Below are 20,345 nucleotides of genomic sequence, written 5' to 3'. Positions count from 1 at the left end.
ATTTCCAGAAATGACGTCCACGTTTCGCCACGTTGCCTTGATCGGGAAGTACCACGCTCCCAGCGCAAGCGCCCCGTCCGAGAATGCCAGCAACGCGCTCGAGCGCATTGCGGACTTCCTCAGGCGCCAGGGCTGCGAAGTCGTGCTCGATACCCAATCGGCCCTGCACGCAGGGCTCACAGACTACCCCACCCTCGATGTCGATGGCCTGGGCAGGCATTGCGACCTGGGCCTGGTCGTCGGCGGCGACGGCACCATGCTCGGCGTGAGCCGGCACCTGGCGCAATACGGAACGCCCCTGATCGGGGTGAACCAGGGCCGCCTGGGCTTTGTCACCGACATCGCGCTGGAGGACTTCGAGGCCACGCTCACCCCCATGCTGCAGGGCGAGTACGAAGAAGACCTGCGTCCCCTGATGTGCGCCCGCGTGATCCGCGAGGGCGAATGCGTGTTCGAGGCCCTGGCCATGAACGACGTGGTGGTCAACCGCGGCGGCACCTCCGGCATGGTGGAGTTGCGCATCGAGGTCGGCGGCCGCTTTGTCTCCAACCAGCGCGCCGACGGCCTGATCGTGGCCACGCCCACGGGCTCCACGGCCTATGCGCTGTCCGCCGGCGGGCCGATGATGCATCCGTCCATCCCCGCCTGGGTCATGGCACCCATTGCGCCGCACAACCTGTCCAATCGCCCCATCGTGCTGTCCGATGCCAACGAGGTCACGATCGAAGTCGTGGCCGGGCGCGATGTCAGCGCCAATTTCGACATGCAGTCGCTGGCCTCGCTGCAGCACGGCGACCGCATCCTCGTGAGCCGCGCCCACCACAGCGTGCGCTTTCTGCACCCCAAGGGCTGGAACTACTTCGCCACGCTGCGCAAGAAACTGGGCTGGAACGAGGGAGGCGCCTGACCATGGCGCTCAAGCGCATCGTGCTGCGCGACTTCGTGATCGTGCAGGCCCTGGATCTGGACTGGCATGCGGGCTTCACCGTGCTGACCGGCGAGACCGGCGCCGGCAAATCCATCCTGATCGATGCATTGCAGCTGGCCCTGGGCGCCCGCGCCGACGCCGACGTGGTGCGCGAAGGCTGCCCCCAGGCCGATATCTGCGTGGAGTTCGACGGCTGCGCGCGGCTGCGCCCCTGGCTGGAGGCGGCAGGCCTGGCCTGCGAGGACAACAGCCTGCTGCTGCGGCGCACAGTGGACACCCAGGGCCGCAGCCGCGCCTGGATCAACGGCACGCCGGCCACGGCCACGCAGCTGCGCGCACTGGGCGAGCAGCTGATCGACATCCACGGCCAGCATGCCTGGCAAAGCCTCACGCGGCCCGACGCAGCACGCGCGCTGCTGGACGCCTATGCGGGCATAGACAGCCGCGAGGTCCAGGCCTGCTGGAGCCGCTGGAGCCAGGCACGACAAGCCCTGCAGCATGCGCAATCAGCCCAGGACAGCCTGCAGCGCGAACGCGAACGGCTGCAGTGGCAGATCACCGAACTCGACAAGCTGGCCCCGCAGGCCGACGAGTGGGACGAGCTCAATGCCCAGCACACGCGCCTGTCGCATGCCCAGACCCTGATAGACACCGCCCAGACCACGCTGCAGATGCTGGAGGACGACGAGGCCGGCGTGATCACTCCGCTGGGCCGCGCCAGCCATCTGATACAGAACCAGGAACACCTGGAGCCCGAGTTCCAGAACATCGCCGACGTGCTGGCCTCGTGCACGGCCCAGGTGCAGGATGCGCGCCATTCGCTGCAGGCCTATCTGCGCCGCGCCGACCTGGACCCCGAACGCCTGGCCGAGCTGGATGCACGCCTGTCGCTGTGGATGCAGCTGGCGCGCCGCTACCGCCGCACGCCCGATGAGCTGCCGGCACTGCTGGCCGGCTGGCGCCAGGAGCTGCAGCAGCTGGATGCCGCCGTGGACATCGAGGCCCTGCACGCTGCAGAGCAATCCGCGCAGCAGCACTACCAGGCCAGCGCCCGGGTGCTGTCGCAGCAACGCGCCCTGGCTGCGCCGCGCCTGTCGCGCGCCATCACCCAGGCCATGCAGGGCCTGGGCATGGAAGGCGGCCTGTTCGAGGCCGCCCTGTCCACAGCCGATTCTCCCGGTGCCTTTGGCGTGGACAGCGTGGCCTTCCTGGTCGCCGGCCATCCTGGAGCCAGCCCCAAGCCGATTGCCAAGGTGGCGTCGGGCGGCGAGCTGTCGCGCATTTCGCTGGCCATTGCCGTGACCACCAGCGAGCTGGGCGAGGCCGGCACGCTGATCTTCGACGAGGTGGACTCGGGCGTGGGCGGCGCCGTCGCCGAGACCGTGGGCCGCCTCATGCATGCGCTGGGCCGATCGCGCCAGGTGCTGTCCGTCACCCATCTGCCGCAGGTCGCGGCCTGTGCCGACCACCACTATCTGGTGGCCAAGCAGCGCGCAAGGCAGGGCACGCTCAGCACCGTGCAGCCGCTGGACAGCACCGCGCGCGAGGCAGAGCTGGCCCGCATGCTGGGCGGCGAGCGCCAGTCCGAAACCACGATGGCCCATGCCCGCGAAATGCTGGCCATGGCGCGCCAGGCACCCCCGCCCCGCCCGGCGCCGCGCAGGCCCGGCCGGCAGCGGCCGCAGGCCGACGCGCAGCGTACCCGGCCCAAGCCGGGCCGTGCGGCCAACGGCGCGCGCAACACCAATGGAGGCTGATGCCATGTCGCTTGAGATCGTGCTGATCACCGGGATGTCCGGATCGGGCAAATCCGTCGCCCTGCATGCGCTGGAGGATGCCGGCTACTACTGCGTGGACAACCTGCCTCCCGAGCTGCTGTCCGCCTTCGTCGAACTGGAGCACGGCCGCCACAGCAACAAGGTGGCCATCGCCATGGATGCGCGCAGCGCCGGGGGATTGCCCCACCTGCCCGGGCAGCTGGAGCGGCTGCAGCGCCAGGGTGTCGTGCCCCACCTGGTCTTTCTGGACGCCACCACGGGCACCCTGGTGCGGCGCTTCTCCGAAACGCGGCGCCGCCATCCTCTGTCGCAAGGGCCTGTCGCCGAGGGCCGCCGCGCCCTGGTGCAGGACATAGAAACCGAGCGCGAACTGCTGGGCGAATTGCGCGAGAAATCGCATGTCATCGACACCAGCCACCTGCGCTCGTCCCAGCTGCAAAGCTATATCAAGGAGCTGATTGCGGCCCCGGTGGGCCAGATGACCCTGGTCTTCCAGTCCTTCGGCTTCAAGCACGGCCTGCCCTCGGATTCCGACTATGTATTCGATGTGCGCATGCTGCCCAATCCGCACTACGAACCCCAGCTGCGCCCGCTGACCGGCATGGATGCGCCCGTGGCCGAGTTCCTGCGCCAGCAGCCCGGCGTGGACCAGATGCGCCGCGACATCCAGCAGTTCCTGGAATCCTGGCTGGACATGATGGCCAGCAATCACCGCAGCTATGTCACCGTGGCCATCGGCTGCACGGGGGGCCAGCACCGCTCGGTCTTCCTGGTCGAGGAACTGGCGCGGCACTTCGCCCCGCGCTGGCCCACGCTGTGCCGGCACCGCTCGCTGGACAGCCGGCCCACCCCCAAGCCTGCCGACCTGCTTGCGCACGACATCTGAAGCGCCAGGGTCCGCTCCCGGAGTACTGCGATGCAAGGCATGCCGATGACGAACGCCCCGCGCGTGTTGCTGGTGGAGGACGATCCCGCCATCGCGCGCACCGTCTGCTATGCGCTGGAGCGTGACGGCATCGCCGTGCGCCACTGCCTGCAGCTGGCCGATGCACGCGCGCAATGGCAGGCGCAGCCGCCCGATGCCCTGCTGCTGGACGTGGGCCTGCCCGATGGCAACGGCCTGGACTGGTGCCGCGAACTGCGCCAGGCCGGCGCCGCCGTGCCGCTGCTGGTGCTCAGCGCACGCGGCGAGGAAATGGACCGCGTGCTGGGCCTGGAGCTGGGCGCCGACGACTACCTGACCAAGCCCTTCAGCCCGCGCGAGCTGGTGGCCCGCACCCGCGCCCTGCTGCGCCGTGCGCAGCGCCTGCAGCCCGCGCCCACATCCAGCACAGCGCCGCCGGCAGATGCCCTGTTCAGCATCGATACGCAAGGCCAGCGCGTGCGCATGCAGGGCGTGCCCCTGGAGCTGACGCGGCGCGAGTACCAGCTGCTGCGCTGCCTGCTGGAGCGCCCCGGGCGCATCCTGAGCCGCGAGTTCCTGCTCGACAGCATCTGGGGCCAGGACAGCGACAGCACGGACCGCACCGTGGACACCCACGTCAAGACCCTGCGCGCCAAGCTGCGTGCCCAGGTGCCGCAGCAGGACTTCATCACCACCCACCGCGGCATGGGCTACAGCCTGACGCTGCCGGGCTGACGCGCCGCCGCACGCCATGCGCCTCGGACTGCGGCTGTTCTTCGCCTTTTTCGTCATCAACGGCCTGGCCGCATTCTTCGTGCTGCGCGTCTTCATGGTCGAGGTCAAGCCCAGCGTGCGCAAGGTGACCGAGGACACGCTGGTCGAAACCGCCTACGCCCTGGCCGCGCTGGCCAGCGACGACATGGCCAGCGGCGTGCTGCAGCAAAGCCCCGCGGACAGCCGCTTCGCGCACCACATGCAGGCCTATGCCAACCAGACCGTCAAGGTCTGGATCTGGGACACGCGCAAGACCAGCCTGGACATGCGCGTCACCATCACCGACCAGCAAGGCCTGGTGCTGTTCGACTCGGCCGGCCTGGACCAGGGCGCCGACTACTCGCGCTGGCGCGACGTGCACCGCACGCTGCGCGGCGAATACGGCGCGCGCACCACGCGCGAGGTGCAGAACGACGAGGCCAGCAGCGTCATGTATGTGTCGGCCCCCATCATGGTGGAAGGCCGCATTGCGGGCGTGCTCACGGCCTCCAAGCCCGCGCACTCGGTGCAGAAGATCGTGGACAGCGCGGAAAGCAAGATGCTGCGCGGCGGCCTGCTGTTCCTCCTGCTGTCGGCCGGCGTGGGCTTTGCCGTGACCTGGTGGCTGGTCATCCATGTGCGGCGCCTGCGCAGCTATGCCCAGCAGGTACAGGCGCCCACGCTCAACGAGGCCGCCTCGCCCACCACGGCGCCCCCCATGCCCGAAGCCCCGCGCATGCCCGGCGAGCTGGGCGAACTGGCCCGTGCCATGGAGAACATGCGCAGCCGCCTGGAGGGGCGCGACTACATCGAGGGCTATGTGCGCGCCCTCACGCACGAACTCAAGAGCCCCGTGGCTGCCATCCGTGGCGCAGGCGAGCTGCTGCAGGAAGACCTGCCAGCCGCCGACCGCGAGCTGTTCGCGCGCCAGGTGGTGGACCAGTGCCAGCGCCTGCAAAACCTCGTGGACCAGTTGCTGCGCCTGAGCCAGCTGGAGCAGCGCCGCGCCCTGCACGCGCACACGGCCTGCAGCCTGCAGGCCTGTGCCGAACAGGCCATGGCGCAAGTCCACAGCGCAGCGCACCAGCGCCGCATCCGGCTGGTGCTGCACGGCCAGGACAGCAGCGGCCCCTGGGAGCAGGACCTGGTGGTGCTGGCCCTCAGCAACCTGCTGAGCAACGCCATCGACTTCGCCCCAGAGGGCAGCAGCATCCACGTGGACCTGGAGCCCGGCCGCGTCAGCGTGCGCGACCACGGCCCCGGTGTGCCCGAGGCGCTACTCGGCCGGCTGGGCGAACGCTTTTTCACCACCCCCCGCCCCAACGGGGAGCGCAGCGGCACGGGACTGGGCCTGTCCATCGTGCTGCGCATCATGCTGCTGCACGGCGGCAGCATGCAGGCCGCCAACGCCCACCCGGGCCTGCGTGTCACGCTGAACTGGCCACAGCGGACACCCTGACCTCCAGGGCCTGTTCACTCGGATTTGGAGGCGCGAACCCGACTTCACCTTCACTTCACAGACTTCATTCCGGCCACACAGCCCCCGCCCAGACTGCGTCCACGATCAACGAACGGGATGTGGAATGAAGAACCGACTGCTTGCCAAAGGCGTGGCCCTGCTGGTCATGCTGGGCCTTTTGATGCTGGGCCTGGGCCTGGTACATGACGTGGTGCGCGACCGCATACGCAACCGCGACAACGCCGTGCAGGGCGTGGTCGCCAGCCTGGCCGGACGCCAGACGCTGATGGGACCGGTGCTGGTGCAAAACTGCACCGAGACCACCGGCATAGAAAAGGGCAGCAAGACGGAATGGACCACGCGCCAGTTCCAGCGCATGCTGCTGCCCGACCAACTGCGCCATGAGGCAACGGCACGCATGGAAGAGCGCTCGCGCGGCCTGCACCAAGTCAGCACCTACGCCATGCAGGACAGCATCAGCGCCAGCTTCACCCATGCCGCGCACTACCTGGAAAAGCCGTCCATCGAAGCGGCAGCCAACCAGGCCGTGCGCTGCGGCGCACTGCGCGTGGCGCTGTCGCTGACCGATCCGCGCGGCATACGCTCGGCCACCATCGAGGCCGGCGGCAAGAGCCTGGACGTGGGACCCGGCACCTCGCTGGAACGCTACTCGCAAGGCCTGCAGGCGGAGCTGGCGCCTGCCCTGCTCAAGAAGGACGAGCCCCTTGAGCTGAAGATTGCCCTGGAACTGGTGGGCACCGAAAAGCTGGCATTCGTGCCGCTGGGCAGCCACAGCCAGGTCCAGCTGTCGGCCGATTGGCCCCACCCCTCGTTCGGCGGCAGCTTCCTGCCCAACCGGCGTGAAGTCAGCGACAAGGGATTCAACGCCAGCTGGAATCTCTCGGCACTGGCCTCTTCCGCGCGCCAGGCCTTCACCGACCAGCAACCGCTGTGCCAGCCAGGCCGCCGCGACATGGAGGAATACGCCGCCACGGCGCACGCGCCCAGCAGCGGCCCCTGCCTGGAGTCGCTGGACACCGACTTCGTGGACCCCATCAACGCCTACTCGCTGAGCGACCGGGCCACCAAGTACGGCCTGCTCTTCGTGGTGCTGACCTTTGTGGCCGTCGGCCTGTTCGAGGTGCTCAAGCAATTGCGCGTGCACCCCATCCAGTACCTGCTGGTGGGATCGGCGCTGTGCAGCTTCTTCCTGCTGCTGATCAGCCTGTCGGAGCACATGGGATTTGCCAGCGCCTACGGCATTGCTGCCTCGGCCTGCGTGCTGCTGCTGGCCTACTACGCGAGCCACATCCTGGGCAGCCTGCAGCGCGGCCTGCCGTTTGCTGCGGGAATCGCCTCGCTCTACGGCCTGCTGTATGTGCTGCTGCAGCTGGAGCAAAGCGCGCTCATCGTGGGCTCCATCGCGCTGTTCGCCGTGCTGGCCCTGATCATGGTCTGCACACGGCATGTGGACTGGTATGCCTTTGGCCGGCAGGATGGCGACCGCGGCGATGCAGACGCAGGCACCCGCCCAACCGTGGGAGCGCTGCAGCCATGAACGTCCTCACCGACACCCATGGCACGGCCGATGTGCCCGGCGTGCGCAGCCCGCTCGATCAGGCGCTGGAACGCCAGCGCTGCGAGCAGGCCTGGCACCAGGCGGTGCAAAGGGGCGACCGCCAGGCCCTGTTCAGCCTGCGTCTGCACATTGCCGAGGCCGCCGCACGCGCACGGCGCAAGCCGGGCGCACGTGAACAATGGCTGGCGTGGATGCTGCTGCGCTGCGCCCTGCTCCTGCCGCGCCGCACGTTCTAGGAAGACGCGGCGGCCTTGGGCTTCAGCCCGCAAACTGCGCATCCAGCAGCTTGCGCACCGGGGCCGGCAGGCCCATGTCGGCCCAGGCCCTGGCATCGGCCCAGCAGCCCTGGCCGTCTGCCATGGCAGCATCCGGGCCGCTGCCATGGACAGGCACGCGCACCGGATGCAGATGCAAATCACGGTGGGTGAGCACATGCAGGAAAGCCGGCAGCTCGGTCCAGTCGGCGGATCGTGCGGCGGGCCAGTGCCGTGCGGCGGCCTGCTCCAGCGCCTCGCGTTCATTGAACACAGGAGGCGCATAAAGGCCCGCCCAGATGCCCTGCTGCGGGCGGCGCTCCAGCCAGACGCGGCCTTGCCCGTCCACGGCGATCAGCAGCCACCAGGCCTCGGAACTGCGCTTGAGCTTGCGCGTTCGCACGGGGTAGTTTTCGGGATTGCCGAAGCGGGCCGCCCGGCACTGCGGCTGCAGCGGACAGACCAGGCAGCTGGGCTTGCGCGGCGTGCAGATGGTGGCACCCAGGTCCATCAGGCCCTGGGTATAGCGGGGCATGGCCTGCTGCAGGTCCTCGGTGGGGCACAGCTGCTGGGCCAGGTCCCACAGTTCGCGCTCGTTCCTGGCCACGGCCAGATCGGCATCGAAAGCCAGCACGCGCGTGAGCACGCGCCGCACATTGGCGTCGAGGATGGGCACGCGCTCGGAAAAGCAAAAGGACGCGATGGCGCCCGCCGTGGACCGGCCTATGCCGGGCAGCGTGGCCAGATCCTCGGCCCTGCGTGGAAAGGCACCACCCCACTCCTGGACCACAGCCTGGGCGCAGCGGTGCAGGTTGCGCGCACGGCTGTAGTAGCCCAGGCCGCTCCACAGCGCCAGCACGGCATCCTGCGGTGCGGCCGCGAGGCTGGCGACATCGGGAAAGGCATCAAGGAAGCGCTGGTAGTAGCCCAGCACGGTGCTCACCTGGGTCTGCTGCAGCATGATTTCAGAGAGCCAGACGCGGTAGGGATCGCGCGTCTGCTGCCAGGGCAGGTGATTGCGTCCATGCGACGCCTGCCACTGCACGACGGGCGTGGCAATCGAGGGAAAGGTCAAGATATCAAGCAGTCAGTGAAGTTTCCTGTGCAGCCTTTGCCAGGCCGGGGAAGGCGGGCGTGGGCGACAGGGGTTGCAGCAGTTCCATGGTGGCCTGTCCCAGCTGCAGCTGCAAGGCCGTGAGCTGTTCGTCGGCGGCCTCGATTTCGGCAATGCGCTCGACCAGGCCCGAAGCCGCATTCTGGATGCGGTCCACCGCTTCGATGCGGCGGGCAAAGCTGCGCTTGCGCTCTTTCAATTGGGCATCCAGCTGGGCCGTGGCGGACTTGCTCCACATGTCCACGTCGTTGGCCGCAGACTCGAAGACCGTGCGCAGACGCATGGCAAGGGCCTTGATCAGCCGCTGGGCAAACGCGGGATTGCTGCGTCTGAGCGCGTGGCCCAGGCCCAGGTACTGGGTGTAGCTGGCCTCGATGCGCTGCAGGTCGCCGCCGAACTCGGTCAGCTCCAGCTGCGCAGGAGCCTGCAGCGAGAAGCCGAACTCGGCATTGAGTTCCTTGAAGGTCGCGCCCAGCATGGACTGGATCTCGCCGGCCTGCGCCTGGGCCCGGGTCGCCACGGTGCGCAGGCGTTCGAAGGTTTCCGCGTAGACCTTGCGCGCGCCCAGCTTCAGGCCGCGCTGCTCCAGCGCCTCCTTGAGATCGACCAGTTCCTGCTTGAGCGCGCTGGAACCGAGCTGGCGGAAGATGTCGCGCAGCATGCGCATGTGCACCAGGCGCACGGCCTGGATCCTGGCGGCGCTGGCATCGAAATCGCGCTGCTCGCTCTCGATGCGGTTGCGCATGGAGGCAATCACGCTGGCGTTCTTGCCGCGCAGGCTGCGCAGCTCGGCCATCTGGTCGTCCAGGTCGCGGCGGCGGATATTGAGCACGCGCTCCACCTCGACCTGCAACTGCTGCACATTGGCCCTGACAGCCGTCTGCAGCACCTTCTGGCGCTGGCCCATGATGCCCTCGGCCAGCATGTTCTCGAACATGGGCAGCCCGCTGGCCTGCAGCAGCGCCTCGTTGCCGGAGACCTTGGCCACCAGGCCCTTTTGTGCCGACACGGGCAACACCCGCTCCACAGGCAGGCCCAGCATCTGGGCCGATTCCTGGCGCTGGCGCTGCAGCTGGGCCTGCACCTGCGTCGCGGAGCTGAGGCTATCCCACAGCGTATCTATCTTGTTGAGCACCACCAGCCGCGAATCGGCCAGTGCCTGCTGGCCCGACGCCGCATCGGGCGGCAGCACATGGTCGCGCCAGATGGCCAGGTCGGACTTGGTCACGCCGGTATCGGCCGCCAGCACGAAGACCACGGCATGGGCCTGGGGGATGAGGTTGACGGTCAGCTCGGGCTCGGCACCCACGGCATTCAGGCCGGGCGTATCCAGAATGACCAGCCCCTGCTTGAGCAGGGGATGGGGCATGTTGATCAGCGCGTGGCGCCACATGGGCACCTCCACCAGGCCCTGCTCATCCACGAAGGGATTGCCGCCCTGGTCATCGTCATGCCAGAAGCCCCAGGTTCGCGCCAGATCCACCGACACCTTGCGCACCTCGGCCACCTTGGCCAGCGTGTCGGCAATCTGCTGGGCATTGTTCACATCCAGCGGCAGCTGCAGCCAGGCCTCCGGCCGGGCGCGCCACTGGCCCAGGCTTTCCAGCGATTCGCGCGTATCGATGGGCAGCAGGCGCAGGCTGGGCTGCAGTTCGGCTTCCCAGCCCAGCTCGGCCGGGCACATGGTGGTGCGACCTGCGCTGGCCGGCATGAGGCGGCGGCCGTAGTGGGCGAAGAAGACTGCGTTGATCAGCTCGGACTTGCCGCGGGAGAACTCGGCCACGAAAGCCACCATGACCTTGTCGCCGCGCACCTGGGCTTCCAGCCGCTGCAGCCGCTCCTGCACAGCGACATCCAGCAGCTCCTGGGACTGCAACCATTCGCGCAGCGCATGCAATTGCTGCGCAAAGCCACGGCGCCATGCGCCGTGCTGGTCGAATTGCTCGTTGAATGATGGTCCCACGTGTTTCCCCCGCCATTGCATCGCCAATGCCTGCCGATGCTTAGTGATCGCCTCGACATTGCGCCGCAAGCGTGATGCCTTTTCTCGTCAAAATATAGCACCGTCGCCCCGTTTTGCCCGCAGCAGCGCCCCAAGGCCGGCCCCTGGAACGGGGGGATTCAGGGCAAAACATCGTTTATTTACAAATGAAACAATATTTCACCATCAATCCAGCGCGGCTGAGGGTGATTTTTCAGAAATGTGAGCCTCCCGCACAGACCCGATATGAATCTCGCGCAGATTGGCCTCCACAAGCGTTACGAGACGTTGAGAATCCGCTCCTCTTTTTGAGGCCATCTCACGCTTTCTGACACCGCGCGCAAAAGTAGGTGCTGCGCTGGCCCTGGCGCAGCAGCTGTATGGGCGAGCCGCAATGCGTGCAGGGCTGGCCCTCGCGGCCATACACCTTGGCCTGCAGCTGGAAGTGGCCTGCCATGCCGTCGGGCGCCGAGAAATCACGCAGCGTCGTGCCTCCTTGCTCCACCGCCAGTTCCAGCACGCGGCGAATCTCCTCGAACAGCCGGCGCACCTTGCGCGGCCCCACCTCGCAGGCCGGCTGCGTGGGCGCAATGCGTGCCATGAACAGCACTTCGGACGCATAGATATTGCCCACGCCCACCACCACGCTGCCGCTCAGCAGCAATTGCTTGATGGGCGTACGGCTGGCCTTCAGACCGGCCTTGAAGGTCTCGAACAGGAAGCTGTCATCCAGCGGCTCCATTCCCAGATGGTCCAGCAGCCTGCGCGCCCAGGGATCGTTCTCGGCCGGCACATACATCACCGCACCGAACCGGCGCGGATCGTGCAGGCGCAGCTGGCCCTTGCTGGTGTGCAGATCGAAATGGTCATGCGCGCCCGCCGGACCCAGCGGCAACTCGTGCGGCGCCACGAAACGCAGGCTGCCCGACATGCCCAGATGCAGCATGAGCAGGCCTTCGCTCAGTTGCATCAGCAGGTACTTGCCGCGCCGGCGCACGCTGTGCACCTCGCGCCCGGTCAGAAGCTCGGGGGCAATGCCCAGAGGCCAGCGCAATGGCTTGCCCAGCGCCACGGATTCAATGCGCGCTCCGGCGATCTGCGAGGCGAACGCACGCCGCGTGACTTCTACTTCTGGCAATTCGGGCATGCGATCCGGGTTGTACTGAGGTTGTGCGAAATGCGGGCCGAGGCTTCGATTATTATGATTCGATGGATCATCGCCTTCGCCTTCAGGGACTCGCCGTGGCAGCAGCCCTGGCCATGGGTTCCGCCACTGCCTGGGCACTGCCTGGCAAGACCGCAGCCACCATCGAGACGGAATCCCCGGAACCTCCATCGTCCGCCGCCGCGTCTGCCGAAGAGGAGCGCGCAGCGCTCAACGCCGAACTGTTCTACGAGATCCTGGTCGGCGAAATCGCTGCCAGCGAAGGCGCGCTGGGCGATGCCCAGGCCATGATGATGGAGGCTGCGCGCACCAGCGGCAGCGAGCAGCTGTACCGCCGTGGCACGGAACTGGCGCTGCAGTCGCGCTCCGGTGAGCGCGCACTGGCCAATGCCCGCGCCTGGCTGGACGCCTTTCCCCAGTCACGCGATGCCAACCGCTTCGTGCTCCAGATCCTGGTGGCGCTGAACCGCATCGCCGATACCGGCAGCTATCTCAAGCGCGAGATCGAGGCCACGCCGGCTCCGTCCAAGCCCGCCACCTATCTGGGCATCACCCAGCTCTACAACAACGCCAGCGACAAGGCCCTTGCTGCCGATGTGGTCGAGCAGGCTATGGCCGGCGAAACCGACAATCTGGCCAGCGGCCCGCTGGCCTGGGCCACCATCGGCCACATGCGCCTGGGCGCCGGGCAAAAGGCCGCAGCCATGCAGGCCGTGCAAAAGGCCCAGGCGCTGACACCCGACACAGGCCCCGTGGCCCTGCTGTCCATGGAGCTGCTGGAAGCCGGCATGCCGGAGGCGGAACCCATCGTCAAGCGCTACCTGGCCAAGAACCCGTCAGCCCAGATGCGCATGGCCTATGCCCGCGTGCTGCTGGGTCAGCAGCGCCTGGAAGAGGCCCGGCAGCAACTGGTCTCCATCACCATGGATTCGCCCGACTACGCCGAAGCCTGGGCCACGCTGGCCGCCCTGCAGCTGCAAACGAACGATGTGGGTGCGGCACAGGCGTCCACCGAGCGCTTCGGCAAGCTCGTGCCGCAGATTCCTGCCGGCGTGGCGCGCAGCGCCGGCCAGTCCCAGTACTACCTGCTGCAATCACAGATCGCTGAAAAGCAAGGCAGGTTCGACGAGGCCGATGCCCTGCTGCGCCGCATCGACGATGCCCCCAACCTGCTGAGCGTGCAGGCGCGCCGAGCGAGCCTGCTTGCACGCCAGGGCAAGCTCAAGGAAGCGCGCGCCCTGATCGAAGCCGTGCCTGCCAGCGGCCCCAGCCAGCAACGGCTCAAGCGCCTGGCCGAAGTGCAGTTGTTGCGCGACGCCAATCAGAATGCCCAGGCCTATGCGCTGCAGGCCGAGCTGCAAAAACAGGACCCCGAAGACGCCGAACTGGCCTACGACACGGCCCTGCTCGCGGAGCGCATCGGCAAGCATGACGAAATGGAGCGGCTGCTGCGCGGCATCATCGCGCGTCGGCCCGACTTCCAGCATGCCTACAACGCGCTGGGCTACTCCTTCGCCGAGCGCGGCATCCATCTGGACGAAGCAGAAAAGCTCGTGGGCAAGGCGCTGGAGATGTCGCCAGGCGACCCCTTCATCACCGACAGCCTGGCCTGGGTGAAATTCCGCCAAGGCAACCTGGACGAAGCGCTCAAGCTGCTTGAAAGCGCCTACGCCTCCCGCCCCGACGTGGAGATCGCGGCGCACCTGGGCGAGGTGCTCTGGGTCAAGGGCGATCGCGAACGCGCGCAGAAGATCTGGCGCCAGGGCCTGGCCTCCAGCCCCGACAACACCACGCTGCGCGACACCCTGCGCCGCCTGGGCGTCTCGCTTTGAGCCGCCGCGCCGTGCCCCACCCCGTGCCCCATCGTTTGCGCCCCATGCTCATCCGCCGGCAGCTGTGCGCCACGGCTGCTGCCACGGCGCTGCTGACTCTGGCCGGCTGCGCCCTGCCACCCCGCCAGCTCCAGGCCGATGCAGCAGCACCGGCCGCCGCCGGGCACTGGTCGGGCCGACTGGCGCTGCAGGTGGAAGATGCGCAGAACCAATCCTTCAGCGCAGGCTTCGAGCTGCTGGGCACCCCCCAGCGCGGCGAGTTGCTGCTGTTCACCCCCCTGGGATCGACGCTGGCGCGCCTGCTCTGGGCGCCAGGACAGGCCAGCCTGCAGCAAGGCGAGGACCGCAAGACCTCGGACTCGCTGCCCACGCTGGTGCAAGAGCTGACGGGCAGCGACCTGCCCATCGCTGCCCTGTTCGACTGGCTGCGGGGCCGGGCCACCGCAGCCGCAGGCTGGCAGGTCGACCTCTCCCGCATGGAGCAGGGCCGCCTGTCCGCCCGGCGCCATGACCCGCAGCCGCCGGCAGCGCTGCGCATCGTGCTCGACACACCCTGATTTGCGCCGGGCGCGCCCTCTGCACCCCCATCCCGCCGCACCCGCCTCCATCCCTCTCATCCTCTCCAGCCCATGCGCTCGCTCCACGACGTGCCGGCTCCGGCCAAGCTCAACCTGTTCCTCCATATCACCGGCCGCCGAGACGATGGCTACCACCTGCTGCAATCGGTCTTCATGCTGCTGGACTGGCACGACACGCTGCACTTCGACAAGCGCGGCGACGGCAACGTCAGCCGCGAGGACCTCTCGGGCATGGCCCTTCCTGCCGACGACCTCATCATGCGGGCCGCACGCGCGCTGCAACAGGCCACCGGCTGCAGCCAGGGCGTGCACATAGGCGTGGAAAAGCGCCTGCCGGCACAGGCCGGGATGGGCGGAGGATCGTCGGATGCGGCATCCACCCTCATGGCGCTGAACCGCCTGTGGCAACTGAACCTGACCCGGCGCGAACTGCAGCGCATTGGACTGGGTCTGGGCGCAGATGTGCCCTTCTTTCTGTGCGGCAGCTCCGCCTGGGTGGAGGGCATAGGCGAGCACATCACGCCGCTGGAGCACAGCCATGCCCTGCCGCCCCAGCGGTTCGTGGTGGTCAAGCCCGAGGCGGGACTGGAAACCCTGTCCATCTTCCGCGCCCCCGACCTCAAGCGCGATCATGCCCATGCTACAATCGCTGACTTTGCTGCAGATCACTATGGCTTTGGCCAGAACGACTTGCAGCCCGTCGCCGAAAGGCTGCAGCCTGAAGTGAAAAAAGCCATTGATTGGCTCAAGTCCTTCAAACTGCGTGCTAGAATGACGGGCTCGGGAAGTGCAGTATTTGCACCACTGACGCAAACAATCGACTTCGAGAATGCCCCAGGCGTCTGGAATGTCAGAGTTTGCAGAAATCTGCAGGTCCATCCCCTCAAGGATTGGCTCAAAGATGAGAGTTTATAGGCTGTCTGCCTGCGGCAGAGGGCCTGTGTAGGGGAGTCGCCAAGTTGGTAAAGGCACCGGATTTTGATTCCGGCATGCGAGGGTTCGAGTCCTTCCTCCCCTGCCAAACGTCTTTCGCGTCAAGGCAAACCCATCGTACTGGGGCGCTCAATGCATTCACATCATCCTGACATCATGGTCTTCACCGGCAATGCCAATCCTGGCATGGCCGCTGAAATCGTTCAGCACCTCGGCACCACGCTGGGTGCAGCCGACGTGGGTCGCTTCTCCGATGGAGAAGTCGCCGTCGAGATCAAGCAGAACGTGCGTACGCGCGACGTCTTCGTCGTGCAATCGACCTGCGCACCGACCAACGACAATCTGATGGAACTGCTGGTCATGGTGGACGCCCTCAAGCGTGCATCGGCCGAGCGCATCTGCGCGGTGATTCCCTACTTCGGCTACGCCCGCCAGGACCGCCGCCCGCGCTCCACCCGCGTGCCGATCACGGCCAAGGTCGTGGCCAACATGCTGCAGGCCGTGGGTGTCGAGCGCGTGCTGACCATGGACTTGCACGCAGACCAGATCCAGGGTTTCTTCGACATCCCCGTGGACAACATCTATGCCACGCCGGTGCTGCTGGGCGATCTGCGCCAGAAGAACTACGAAGACCTGATCGTTGTCTCGCCCGACGTGGGTGGCGTGGTCCGTGCCCGTGCGCTGGCCAAGCAGCTGGGCTGCGACCTGGCCATCATCGACAAGCGCCGCCCCAAGGCCAACGTCTCCGAAGTCATGCACGTGATCGGCGACATCGACGGCCGCAACTGCGTGATCATGGATGACATGATCGACACCGCCGGCACCCTGGTGAAGGCAGCCGAAGTGCTCAAGCAGCGTGGTGCCAAGAGCGTCTACGCCTATTGCACGCACCCGATCTTCTCGGGTCCGGCCATCGAGCGCATCGGCAACGGCAGTGCACTGGACGAGGTCGTGGTGACCAACACCATTCCTCTGAGCGCCGAAGCCCAGGCTTGCGGCAAGATCCGCCAACTGTCCGTGGCCCCCCTGATTGCCCAGACAATCCAGCGGATTTCCACCGGCGATTCGGTGCTAAGCCTGTTCTCCGAATAAAATATCGGCCCCTGTGGTCTGAACCAGCAAACCTCCTTCGGGAGGTTTGCGCGTTCCGGGATGGTTTCAGGACCATCCCGGGACACCGCAAGAGCAGCCTGTTCCGCACGGGGCAGGCGTTCTTTTATCAACGGATGAGGCTGGTCGCGGTCCATCCATCTAGGAGTTAGTTATGCAATTCGTCGCTTTTGAGCGCGCCAAGCAAGGTACGGGTGCGAGCCGCCGTCTGCGCAATTCGGGCAAGGCCCCTGGCATCGTCTACGGCGGTGCTGCCGAAGCCCAACTGATCGAGATCGATCACAACGCCCTGTGGCACGCCCTGAAGAAGGAAGTGTTCCATTCCAGCATTCTGGACATGGAAGTCAACGGCCAGACCTCCAAGGTCGTGCTGCGCGACGTGCAATTCCACCCCTACAAGCAGCTGATCCTGCACGTGGACTTCCAGCGCGTTGACGACAAGACCAAGGTTCACCTGAAGGTGCCGCTGCACTTCGAGGGCATGGAACAGTCCCAGGCCGTCAAGGTCGAGAACTGCACCATCACTCCCCTGATCCATGAACTGGACGTGGTGTGCATGCCCGCTCAACTGCCCGAGTTCATCAAGGTGGACCTGAGCGGCCTGACCTCCAAGTCGACCCTGGGCCTGCAGAACGTCAAGCTGCCCAACGGCGTGAAGGCTGTGGTGCGCGGCTCCAACAAGAACCCGGCCCTGATCTCCATCAAGCTGCCCGAAGTGGCTCCTGATGCATCCGCAGCTCCCGCAGCGGCTCCGGCCGCTCCGGCAAAGAAGGGCAAGAAGTAATTCTTGGCTTTCCCTTGCGGCGGCTGCGGCTGCCGCAACCTGCAAAAGGCCCACCTCGCGTGGGCCTTTTGCATGGTGAACACCATCGCCTGCCTGCTGCGGCCGCCATGGAGATAATCGCCCGATGATCAAATTGTTTGTCGGCCTGGGCAATCCCGGGCCGGAGTATGAGGACACCCGCCACAACGCGGGTTTTTGGTGGATAGATGCGCTGGCGCGCGAACTCAAGGTCCACCTGGTGCCCGAGCGCAGCTACTTCGGCCTCATGGCCCGCGCCAGCGTGCGTGGCGAGAGTGTCTGGCTGCTCGAGCCGCAGACCTTCATGAACCTGTCCGGCAAATCGGTGGGCGCGCTGGCGCGCTTTTTCAAGATCCAGCCCGAGGAGGTCCTCGTGGTCCATGACGAACTGGACTTCGCCCCAGGCCAGGTCAAGCTCAAGCGCGGCGGCAGCCACGGCGGCCACAACGGCCTGCGCGATATCCATGCCCAGCTGGGCTCGGCCGACTACTGGCGGCTGCGCATCGGCATAGGCCACCCGGGGCACAAGGCCGAAGTCGCCAACTGGGTGCTCAAGAAGCCCGCGCCCGACCAGCGCCAGCTGATCGAGGACAGCATTGCCCATTCGCTCAAGGCCTGGCCCGAGCTGCAGGCGGGCGACATGGACAAGGCGACCTTGCTGATCCACACCACCAAGCCTCCACGCCCCAAGCCCGTGCGCCCGGCCACAGCCGAGAGCGACAAGGGCTGAGCGATCAGGAAGCGGCGGGAGCCTGGGATTGCAGACGCAGGTATTTCTGCATCAGCGTCTCGCGGTCTTCCACGTGGGCGGGATTCACGGGAATGCAGGCCACGGGGCAGATCTGCACGCACTGGGGTTCATCGAAATGCCCCACGCATTCCGTGCACTTGCTGTGCTCGATCTCGTAGTACTCCTCGCCCATGGAGATTGCATCGTTGGGGCACTCAGGTTCGCAGACATCGCAGTTGATGCATTCGTCGGTGATCATCAAAGCCATGGCAGGTCCCTCGCAAGCGCACGCCACGCTCCGGGCCGGGCAGGCCCTTGCATCCCGAACGGGCCTTGCAGCAAGGTGGCATCAGTCATTGCGCCATTATCCTGCCCCCTTCATACGCATGAAGGCTGCACGGGCAAGCATACGCGCCGGATCGGCACGGAGCGATGCACCTTCAAAGGCCGCTATGCTGCGCGCATGGGCCGTGCGCATTACCATTCGGGCCCGCCAAGAACCACCCACACACATTCCGCCGACGTGACAGCCCAACACCGTGCCAAGGCCGACTGCCCATGAGCGTCTTCCTGCTCAAGCGCCTGCTGATGCTGGCAGCCACGCTGCTGGGCGCCTCGGCCGTGGTGTTCGGCGTGCTGGAAGTGCTGCCCGGCAATGCGGCCCAGACGCTGATGGGGCCCGATGCCGCCCCCGAGGCCGTGCAGGCGCTGGCCGAGCAGTTGGGACTGGACCAGCCAGCCTGGCAGCGCTACCTGCAGTGGCTGCAGGGACTGCTGCATGGCGACATGGGACTGAGCTACGCCTACAGCACACCGGTCAGCGATCTGGTGCTGGAGCGCCTGGCAGTGACCGCCCCGCTGGCCGTGATGGCCATGCTCATCACCACCGTGCTGGCCCTGGCAGCGGGCATCTATGCCGCCTCGCGCCACAACCGATGGGGCGACCTGGGCGTCATGGGCCTGGCGCAGATCGGCATTGCCATCCCGAATTTCTGGTTCGCCATCCTGCTGATCCTGGTGTTCTCGGTGAAGCTGCAATGGTTTTCCGCAGGCGGCTTTCCAGGCTGGAGCGAGGCCGATGGCGGCGGCGTCCTGCCCGCACTGCAGGCCCTGCTGCTGCCGGCGATCTCGCTGGCCGTGGTGCAGGCGGCCATCCTGGCGCGCATCACGCGCTCGGCCGTGCTGGAAGTGCTGCGCGAGGACTTCGTGCGCACGGCCCGCGCCAAGGGCCTGCCGCGCCGCGCCGTGCTCTGGGGCCACGTGCTGCGCAATGCCATGATTCCCGTGCTCACGGTCATGGGGCTGCAGTTTGCCCAGTTGCTGGCCGGCACCATCGTGGTGGAGAACGTGTTCTACCTGCCGGGCCTGGGCCGGCTGATCTTCCAGTCCATCGCCAACCGCGACCTCATCGTCGTGCGCAACTGCGTGCTGCTGCTGGCGGCCATGGTGGTGGTCATCAACTTCATCGTGGATGTGCTGTATGCAGCCATTGATCCACGCATCGAGGCCAGCGACATATGAGCCAGCCAGGCAACCCTGTTTCGCCGACCGCTGCGCCACCGGGCCATCGGCCCACGCGGGCGGTCACCCTCAGCAGGCCGGCCAGCCTGGGCCGGCGCATGCTGGGCCACCGCAGCTTCATGCTGGGTGCCATGCTGACCGCGCTGCTGCTGCTCACCGCGCTGCTGTCCTTGTGGTGGACGCCGGGCTCGGCCTACGACATGGACCTGGATGCCAAGCTGGCCGCACCCGGCAGCCTGCACTGGCTGGGCACCGATGCCTATGGGCGCGATGTGGCCTCGCTGCTGTTCCTGGGCGCGCGCAGTTCCATCCTGGTCGGCGTGATCGCCGTGGGCATCGGGCTGTCGATGGGCGTGGTGCTGGGACTGGTCGCCGCGGCCTGCCGGGGCTGGGTGGAAGAGGCCATCATGCGGCTGGCCGATTTCAGTTTCGCCTTTCCTGCGCTGCTATCGGCCATCATGCTCACGGCCGTGTTCGGCGCGGGCATCGTCAACGCCATCATTGCCATCGGCATCTTCAACATTCCCACCTTTGCGCGCATCACGCGGGCATCGGCCAAGGCGGTCTGGGCACGTGAATACGTGCTGGCTGCACGCGCCTGCGGCCATGGCCGCGCCAGCATCACCTGGCGCCATGTGCTGCCCAACATCCTGCCCGTGCTGGTGGTGCAGGCCACCATACAGTTCGCGCTGGCCATTCTGGCCGAAGCCGCCCTGTCCTATCTGGGCCTGGGCACGCAGCCGCCCCAGGCGTCCTGGGGCCGCATGCTCAGCGAGGCCCAGACCCTCATGTTCCAGGCGCCGCTGCTGGCCGTGTGGCCGGGCCTGGCCATTGCACTGTCCGTGCTCGGGCTCAACCTGCTGGGCGACGGGCTGCGCGATCTGCTCGACCCGCGCCTGTCGCGCCAGCGCTGAGGAAGACACG

19 protein-coding genes and 1 tRNA gene are annotated in these 20,345 nt (G+C 66.9%); 16 read left to right on the top strand and 4 right to left on the bottom strand.

The window, feature by feature from the left end; translation table 11 throughout:
• Positions 1-10: 10 nt before the first annotated feature.
• From AAN986_RS06110 to AAN986_RS06080, 7 genes are all read left to right on the top strand, one after another.
• Positions 11-907 carry an NAD kinase gene (locus AAN986_RS06110; RefSeq protein WP_016451050.1) on the top strand — a complete coding sequence of 299 codons (897 nt, stop codon included), beginning with the start codon at positions 11-13 and terminating at the stop codon, positions 905-907.
• Between the two features lie 2 nt (positions 908-909).
• Entirely contained in the window at positions 910-2,685 is a 1,776-nt protein-coding gene (gene recN / locus AAN986_RS06105; RefSeq protein WP_046986090.1) for a DNA repair protein RecN, read from the top strand.
• A gap of 4 nt (positions 2,686-2,689) precedes the next feature.
• On the top strand, positions 2,690-3,592 hold the full coding sequence (gene rapZ, locus AAN986_RS06100; protein ID WP_016445709.1) for an RNase adapter RapZ: 903 nt from the start codon (positions 2,690-2,692) through the stop codon (positions 3,590-3,592).
• A 45-nt stretch (positions 3,593-3,637) separates the two neighbouring features.
• Positions 3,638-4,345: a two-component system response regulator CreB gene (gene creB, locus AAN986_RS06095; RefSeq protein ID WP_047217071.1), complete on the top strand. Its 708-nt coding sequence runs from the start codon at positions 3,638-3,640 to the stop codon at positions 4,343-4,345.
• A gap of 16 nt (positions 4,346-4,361) precedes the next feature.
• Entirely contained in the window at positions 4,362-5,822 is a 1,461-nt protein-coding gene (creC, locus tag AAN986_RS06090) for a two-component system sensor histidine kinase CreC (RefSeq protein WP_047217072.1), read from the top strand.
• Between the two features lie 124 nt (positions 5,823-5,946).
• The gene (creD, locus tag AAN986_RS06085; protein WP_047217073.1) at positions 5,947-7,380 is read left to right on the top strand and encodes a cell envelope integrity protein CreD; all 1,434 of its coding nucleotides are present in this window, start codon (positions 5,947-5,949) and stop codon (positions 7,378-7,380) included.
• The gene (locus AAN986_RS06080; RefSeq protein ID WP_017405124.1) at positions 7,377-7,637 is read left to right on the top strand and encodes a hypothetical protein; all 261 of its coding nucleotides are present in this window, start codon (positions 7,377-7,379) and stop codon (positions 7,635-7,637) included. The genes creD and AAN986_RS06080 overlap by 4 nt, the downstream gene beginning before the upstream one ends.
• A 22-nt stretch (positions 7,638-7,659) precedes the next feature.
• Here the strand turns inward: AAN986_RS06080 and mutY are convergent, their stop codons facing one another.
• The 3 genes from mutY to mutM form a co-directional block, all read right to left on the bottom strand.
• Positions 7,660-8,730 (bottom strand): A/G-specific adenine glycosylase, encoded by a 1,071-nt coding sequence (gene mutY, locus AAN986_RS06075; RefSeq protein ID WP_017405123.1) that lies wholly within the window; start codon positions 8,728-8,730, stop codon positions 7,660-7,662.
• 4 nt (positions 8,731-8,734) lie between these two features.
• Positions 8,735-10,732, bottom strand: a complete 1,998-nt coding sequence (locus AAN986_RS06070; RefSeq protein ID WP_017405122.1) for a dynamin family protein — start codon at positions 10,730-10,732, stop codon at positions 8,735-8,737.
• Between the two features lie 337 nt (positions 10,733-11,069).
• Positions 11,070-11,897, bottom strand: coding sequence for a bifunctional DNA-formamidopyrimidine glycosylase/DNA-(apurinic or apyrimidinic site) lyase (gene mutM / locus AAN986_RS06065; RefSeq protein ID WP_016445702.1), 828 nt, complete (start codon positions 11,895-11,897; stop codon positions 11,070-11,072).
• Positions 11,898-12,010: 113 nt separating this feature from the next.
• Between mutM and AAN986_RS06060 the strand changes: the two genes are divergently transcribed.
• The 7 genes from AAN986_RS06060 (at position 12,011) to pth (ending at position 17,900) form a co-directional block, all read left to right on the top strand.
• Entirely contained in the window at positions 12,011-13,747 is a 1,737-nt protein-coding gene (locus tag AAN986_RS06060; protein ID WP_338132700.1) for a tetratricopeptide repeat protein, read from the top strand.
• Positions 13,748-13,791: 44 nt separating this feature from the next.
• Positions 13,792-14,304, top strand: a complete 513-nt coding sequence (locus AAN986_RS06055) for an outer membrane lipoprotein LolB (protein WP_046240494.1) — start codon at positions 13,792-13,794, stop codon at positions 14,302-14,304.
• 72 nt (positions 14,305-14,376) lie between these two features.
• Entirely contained in the window at positions 14,377-15,240 is an 864-nt protein-coding gene (ispE, locus tag AAN986_RS06050; RefSeq protein WP_047217075.1) for a 4-(cytidine 5'-diphospho)-2-C-methyl-D-erythritol kinase, read from the top strand.
• 29 nt (positions 15,241-15,269) lie between these two features.
• Positions 15,270-15,346, top strand: a tRNA-Gln gene (locus AAN986_RS06045).
• A 44-nt stretch (positions 15,347-15,390) separates the two neighbouring features.
• Complete coding sequence (locus AAN986_RS06040) at positions 15,391-16,350, top strand: ribose-phosphate pyrophosphokinase (protein WP_026063011.1); 960 nt, start codon at positions 15,391-15,393, stop codon at positions 16,348-16,350.
• A gap of 172 nt (positions 16,351-16,522) precedes the next feature.
• The gene (locus AAN986_RS06035; protein ID WP_047217076.1) at positions 16,523-17,152 is read left to right on the top strand and encodes a 50S ribosomal protein L25/general stress protein Ctc; all 630 of its coding nucleotides are present in this window, start codon (positions 16,523-16,525) and stop codon (positions 17,150-17,152) included.
• Between the two features lie 124 nt (positions 17,153-17,276).
• Entirely contained in the window at positions 17,277-17,900 is a 624-nt protein-coding gene (gene pth / locus AAN986_RS06030) for an aminoacyl-tRNA hydrolase (protein WP_016445696.1), read from the top strand.
• Positions 17,901-17,904: 4 nt separating this feature from the next.
• Here the strand turns inward: pth and AAN986_RS06025 are convergent, their stop codons facing one another.
• Complete coding sequence (locus AAN986_RS06025; protein WP_016445695.1) at positions 17,905-18,168, bottom strand: YfhL family 4Fe-4S dicluster ferredoxin; 264 nt, start codon at positions 18,166-18,168, stop codon at positions 17,905-17,907.
• Positions 18,169-18,458: 290 nt separating this feature from the next.
• On the opposite strand from AAN986_RS06025, the gene AAN986_RS06020 reads away from it, so the two are divergent.
• On the top strand, positions 18,459-19,421 hold the full coding sequence (locus tag AAN986_RS06020; RefSeq protein WP_016445694.1) for an ABC transporter permease: 963 nt from the start codon (positions 18,459-18,461) through the stop codon (positions 19,419-19,421).
• Positions 19,418-20,335: an ABC transporter permease gene (locus AAN986_RS06015; RefSeq protein ID WP_016445693.1), complete on the top strand. Its 918-nt coding sequence runs from the start codon at positions 19,418-19,420 to the stop codon at positions 20,333-20,335. Before AAN986_RS06020 ends, AAN986_RS06015 begins: the two co-directional genes overlap by 4 nt.
• The last annotated feature ends 10 nt before the right edge of the window (positions 20,336-20,345 follow it).

Source organism: Delftia sp. DS1230, assembly GCF_040112715.1.
Lineage (GTDB): Bacteria > Pseudomonadota > Gammaproteobacteria > Burkholderiales > Burkholderiaceae_C > Comamonas > Comamonas tsuruhatensis.
Note: the sequence above shows the minus strand (reverse complement) of the source record. Positions and strands in the feature narration are given on the sequence as shown.